This window comes from Protofrankia sp. CiP1_Cm_nod4 (assembly GCF_982290645.1).
Map to the genome: position 1 here is coordinate 1,449 of NZ_CEVIVC010000077.1, position 5,076 is coordinate 6,524.

Sequence of the window (5,076 nt, forward strand, 5' to 3'; positions counted from 1 at the left end):
CGTCGGCCGGAGCGGCTCGCGGCCGGCGAGCGTGGCCGTCCCGGGGCCCTACCGGGCGGGACGAGCCCGGGGCAGGACGGTTCACCCACCGGCGAACGGCGGCAGCACCTCCACGACGGCACCGTCCGTGAGCGCCACGTCAGCATGATCGCGGCGCCCGACCGGCAGGTCGTCCACCAGGAACGCGCAGTGGGCCAACAGCTCCGCGAGTGCGCCCGGGTGACGTTTCGCCACGGTTGCCAGCAGGTGCGCAAGGGTCTCGGCGTCCTGCCGCTCCTCGGGCACGCCCGCCGCGTGCCGGGCGGCGGCCCAGTAGCGGACAGTCACGCGGGCCACCGGCACCCCCTCCCGCCGTCGGCCACACCGGTCTCCCTGGAGGCATCGCGATCACCAAGGGTGCATCCGGCCCGGGGCTGGCCAGGGTCGCGCGGGCCGGTCGCGGGCGTGTCGGCACAACGCCCGATGCCGTCGGAGCCGGCCTCTACCGGGGGCCTGCCACGAAATCCGGAAAAGCCACGAGCGGCGGTGCCATCAAGATCAAAATCTTGGCCGGTTACGGAACGATCACGGTAACGATGGACCGTGGCGAGAATCTCAGCGCCCACAGCGGGGAGAACTCCTCATGCGGTAGGAGTGGAGTACGACACTCCGCTATCCTCCCCACAGGCCGGTCTTCGTTTCGCGCCCATGACGGCCGTGGAACGCGAACCGACCGCAAGGTATCCGTGGGTCGACGCTGCCCCAACATCGCAACCGAACCCTGGAGGAGTCAACTTGAGCGTCGTCCTGTTGCTCACCAACGCCCCCGGACCATCCGCGGAGTCCTTTCCCTCGCTCGGGCTCCTGACCCACACCGTTCGTGTCGCTCCGCTTGAGGCCAGCGCACTCCTTGACGCACCCCCGGTGGATGTCGTGGTGGTGGACGGGCGCCGGGAACTGGTTGTCGCCCGTGGCCTGTGCCGCCTGCTGCGCACGACCGGGCTCACCACCGCGCTGCTCGCCCTCGTCACCGAAGGCGGACTGGCCGCCGTGTCAGCCGACTGGGGCGTCGACGACGTGGTGCTCGACAGCGCCGGGCCAGCCGAGGTCGAGGCGCGGCTGCGGCTCGCGATCGGCCGGGTGGCGACCGCCGGCGGCACCGCCGAGGCCGGCGTCATCCGCTCTGGCGACCTGTCGGTGGACGAGACCACCTACTCGGCCAAGCTGCGTGGCCGTCCGCTTGAGCTCACCTTCAAGGAGTTCGAGCTGCTGAAGTACCTCGCGCAGCACCCGGGCCGGGTCTTCACCCGCGCCCAGCTCCTGCAGGAGGTCTGGGGCTACGACTACTACGGCGGCACCCGGACCGTCGACGTCCACGTGCGTCGCCTGCGGGCCAAGCTCGGCCCGGAGCACGAATCGATGATCGGCACCGTGCGGCACGTCGGTTACAAGTTCGTCGCTCCCCCGATCGCCCCGCTGCCCGGCGGCGAGGCGGTGCCCGGCTCCAACAGCCGGGAAGTAATACGTACTCCCGAACGCGTGTAGTGCCGGCCAGGGTCCGGGTGGTTCCAGCCGGAGTCCGGGGCCACCGGACCGGTCACGTCGCTTTACCCGGACCTCCGGGCTGTTTCGCGACATGGCGAGGACCTCGGCGCGAGAAAGCGTACGGTGTCACTCCTGGACGGGCACGGCACGCCCGTCGGACGCCGTGACCAGCAGGTGCCCGTGCGCCGGGGCTCCCGCCGGCACGGCGTCGCCCGATATCCGGCCGGTGCTGCGATCCAGCCAACAATGTGATCAAGCCGGATTCATGACCGGACCGGGAAATCTCCGGCCGCGGCAGGCCCACCCGGATGAAAACCAGTACGGAACGCCCTAATGTCGCGGGAATGAGACTGCGCTGGACGCGGCACCTGACTCCCCGGACAGTGGACGACCTGCGGCAGCTGGCTGCCACGGCCACGGCGGCCGACGGAGCCGGCCCACTGTCCGACGACGCCGCGTTACGGCTGACGACACAGCCACTGACCGCCGCGCAACACCTGATCGTCACCGTCCCGGGCCCCGCGGCGCCCCCGGCCGTCCCAACCGGCACAGCCGGCACGGCAGGCCCGACCGGCACAGCCGTCCCAACCGGTGTCCCGACCGGCACAGCCGTCCCAGCCGTCCCGACCGTCCCAGCCGGCACGGCATCCCAGGACGACGAGACGTCGGCCTCCCAGAACAGCGCAGGGACCGCCCATGACGACGACGCCGGAACGATCGCCGGATACGCCTACCTGGCCACCCCTGATGCCCACGGCTGGCAGGCGGAGGTCGTCGTGCACCCCGCCCGACGCCGTCAGGGTGTCGGCGGCCACCTGCTGGCCGCCCTGACCACGGCCGCCGACCAGGCCGGCGCGGACCTGCACGTCTGGGCGCACGGCGACACGCCCGCGGCGGCAGCCCTGGCGGACAGGTACGGCTTCAGCCGGCAGCGGGTGCTCTGGCAGATGCGCCGCGCGCTGCCCGCCCCGGTCTCCCCTGACGGACGCAGGGCACACCCCGGCCACCCCACCGGTCACGCTCCCGGCCACATCCCCGGTCACGAGGCCCCGCCTCTCCCGGACGTGACGCCCCCGCCCGGGGTGACCATCCGGGCCTTCGTCCCAGGGCAGGACGAGGACGCGTGGGTGGCGGTCAACAGCGCCGCCTTCGCGGACCATCCGGAACAGGGACGCTGGACGGTGGAGGATCTCCGGCTGCGCGAGGCCGAGCCGTGGTTCGACCCGGCGGGCTTCTTCCTCGCCGAAGCGGCGGGCCAGCTCGTCGGCTTCCACTGGACGAAGGTGGAGGCGGGCATCGGCGAGGTGTACGTCGTCGGGGTCGCGCCCACCGCCGCCGGACGCGGGCTCGGCCGGGTACTGACCCTGATCGGCCTGCACCACCTGCGCGACCGTGGCCTGGCCACGGTGATGCTCTACGTCGACGACACCAACCGCCCGGCGGTACGCCTCTACGAGACCCTCGGCTTCACCCCCCACCACTGCGACATCTCCTACCTGCGCGAACCGGAGGCCCAGCCCGGATCCGGGCCCGACCGGCTCTGAGCCACCCGGTCGACGGGGCACGATCACGCTCACCACACGGTTACGCAACAGGCGTCCTGGCTCCCGCCCGGTTGCGTAACGTCCCGCCAGCCCGCGACCGCCCCGGTGGGCGGCGGGGTCAGGGGCCGGGCATCGGGTCAGGGGCCGGGCATCGGGCTGTCCGCGAGGCGGAGGCGGTAGCCCACACCGCGGACGCTCTCGATCAGCCGGGGTTTCCCCGCCTTCCCCGTATCCCCCAGGCGGCCGCGCAGCCGGCGGATGTGCACGGCGAGCGTGTTCGTCTCGTGGCTGCTCGTGCCCCAGACACGCTCGAGCAGCGTCTGGTGGGTGACCACGGATCCGGCCTGCTCCAGCAGGATCCGCAGGAGCCTGAACTCCCGCGGCGGCAGCCGCACCGGGATGCCGTCCACCCACACGTCGTAGGCGGCGAGGTTCAGGGTGATCGCTCCGGCTCGCAGCACCGTGGGCCAGGCCCGCTCCAGGTCGCTCCCCCGCATGGACCGGGCCAGGGCCAGGACCTCGTTGACCCGGTAGGGCTTGGCGACGCAGGCACTCGCGCCGGCCGCGAGCCCCGCCGCCGCCTGCCGCCGGTCCTGCGGGCCGACCCCGAGCAGGATCGGCATGTCGTCCCGGGTACGGACGGTCCGTACGACCGTCACCCCGTCCACGATCGGCAGCCGGGCGGAGATCAGCAGCACCGCTGGCGCGAGACGGCCGATCTCCAGCAGCGCCCGGGCACCGTCGGGGACGACGCTGACCCCCATGCCCTCGTCGGCGAGGGCGGTGAGCAGTTCGGTGTCCGCGGCGGCGTCGGCGACCAGCAGTGTCGGGCCCGGCGGCGCTGCTGAGCCCGACGTCACCGGTACCGACAGCAGACCAGGCGCCAGCGGGCCCGGCACCGGCACCGGCACCGGTGGACGCGGCGGGCCGGCCGCCGTGGGCTCGTCGACCGCACGGCACCGCTCCACCGGCACGGACTCGTCATCAGCTGGCCGCACAGGACGCATCCAAGGGATCGTGACGGCTCCACAACGGCCCGCGGAGTGGCCCGCGGCCACGACAGGGCTTGCGGAGTGGCCTGTGGCCACGACAGGGCTTGCGGAGTGGCCTGTGGCCACGACAGGGCTTGCGGAGTGGCCCGCGGCCACGACAGGGCTTACGGACACGACGGGGACCGGCTCAGCCGAAGCGTCCGGTGATGTACTCCTCCGTACGCTTCTCCGTCGGATTGGAGAAGATCTTCTCGGTCCGGTCCATCTCCACCAGCCGGCCGGGGTCGCCGGTCCGGTCCAGGGTGAAGAACGCCGTGGTGTCGCTGACCCGGGCGGCCTGCTGCATGTTGTGGGTCACGATGACGATCGTGTAGCTGGACTTGAGTTTGGTGATCAGATCCTCGATGGCCAGGGTGGAGATGGGGTCGAGGGCGGAGCACGGCTCGTCCATGAGCAGCACCTGCGGTTCGACGGCGATGGCCCGGGCGATGCACAGGCGCTGCTGCTGGCCGCCGGACAGGCCCGCGCCGGGCCGGCCGAGCCGGTCCTTGACCTCCTCCCACAGGTTAGCGCCGCGCAGCGACTCCTCGGCCCGTTCGTCGAGCAGCGACTTCTTGCGGGTGCCGTTGAGCTTCAGCCCGGCGACGACGTTGTCGTAGATGGACATCGTCGGGAAGGGGTTCGGCCGCTGGAAGACCATCCCGACGGCGCGGCGCACGTTCACCGGGTCGACCCCCGGCCCGTAGAGGTCCTCGCCGTCGAGGAGCACCCGGCCCTCGACCCGGGCCGCGGGCAGCACCTCGTGCATGCGGTTGAGCGTGCGCAGCACCGTGGACTTGCCGCAGCCGGACGGCCCGATGAACGCGGTGACGCTCTTCGGCTCGATGCTGAAGTGGATGTCGGAGACGGCCCTGAACTTTCCGTAGTAGGCGGTCAGCCCGGAGACATCGATACGGGTGGCCATGGGTTACCTCGGCTTCTCGCGCTTCGGTCGTTCGACGGACGGCATGGACGGC

General features: G+C 72.0%; 5 protein-coding genes. 2 read left to right on the forward strand and 3 right to left on the reverse strand.

All coding sequences use genetic code 11. The features are described 5' to 3' along the window. Positions 1-81: 81 nt before the first annotated feature. The gene (locus tag AC5LSR_RS15185; protein ID WP_250285026.1) at positions 82-336 is read right to left on the reverse strand and encodes a MoaD/ThiS family protein; all 255 of its coding nucleotides are present in this window, start codon (positions 334-336) and stop codon (positions 82-84) included. Positions 337-774: 438 nt separating this feature from the next. Here AC5LSR_RS15185 and AC5LSR_RS15190 point away from each other — a divergent pair, with 438 nt between their 5' ends. Beyond that, positions 775-1,524 (forward strand): winged helix-turn-helix domain-containing protein, encoded by a 750-nt coding sequence (locus AC5LSR_RS15190; protein WP_250285024.1) that lies wholly within the window; start codon positions 775-777, stop codon positions 1,522-1,524. A gap of 344 nt (positions 1,525-1,868) precedes the next feature. Further along, positions 1,869-3,068 carry a mycothiol synthase gene (gene mshD, locus AC5LSR_RS15195; RefSeq protein ID WP_250285022.1) on the forward strand — a complete coding sequence of 400 codons (1,200 nt, stop codon included), beginning with the start codon at positions 1,869-1,871 and terminating at the stop codon, positions 3,066-3,068. A 137-nt stretch (positions 3,069-3,205) separates the two neighbouring features. Here mshD and AC5LSR_RS15200 read toward each other — a convergent pair whose 3' ends face one another. Both AC5LSR_RS15200 and pstB read right to left on the reverse strand, forming a co-directional pair. Beyond that, positions 3,206-4,042 carry a winged helix-turn-helix transcriptional regulator gene (locus tag AC5LSR_RS15200; protein ID WP_493468602.1) on the reverse strand — a complete coding sequence of 279 codons (837 nt, stop codon included), beginning with the start codon at positions 4,040-4,042 and terminating at the stop codon, positions 3,206-3,208. A gap of 205 nt (positions 4,043-4,247) precedes the next feature. Further along, positions 4,248-5,024, reverse strand: a complete 777-nt coding sequence (gene pstB, locus AC5LSR_RS15205) for a phosphate ABC transporter ATP-binding protein PstB (RefSeq protein ID WP_250285021.1) — start codon at positions 5,022-5,024, stop codon at positions 4,248-4,250. Positions 5,025-5,076: the final 52 nt, after the last annotated feature.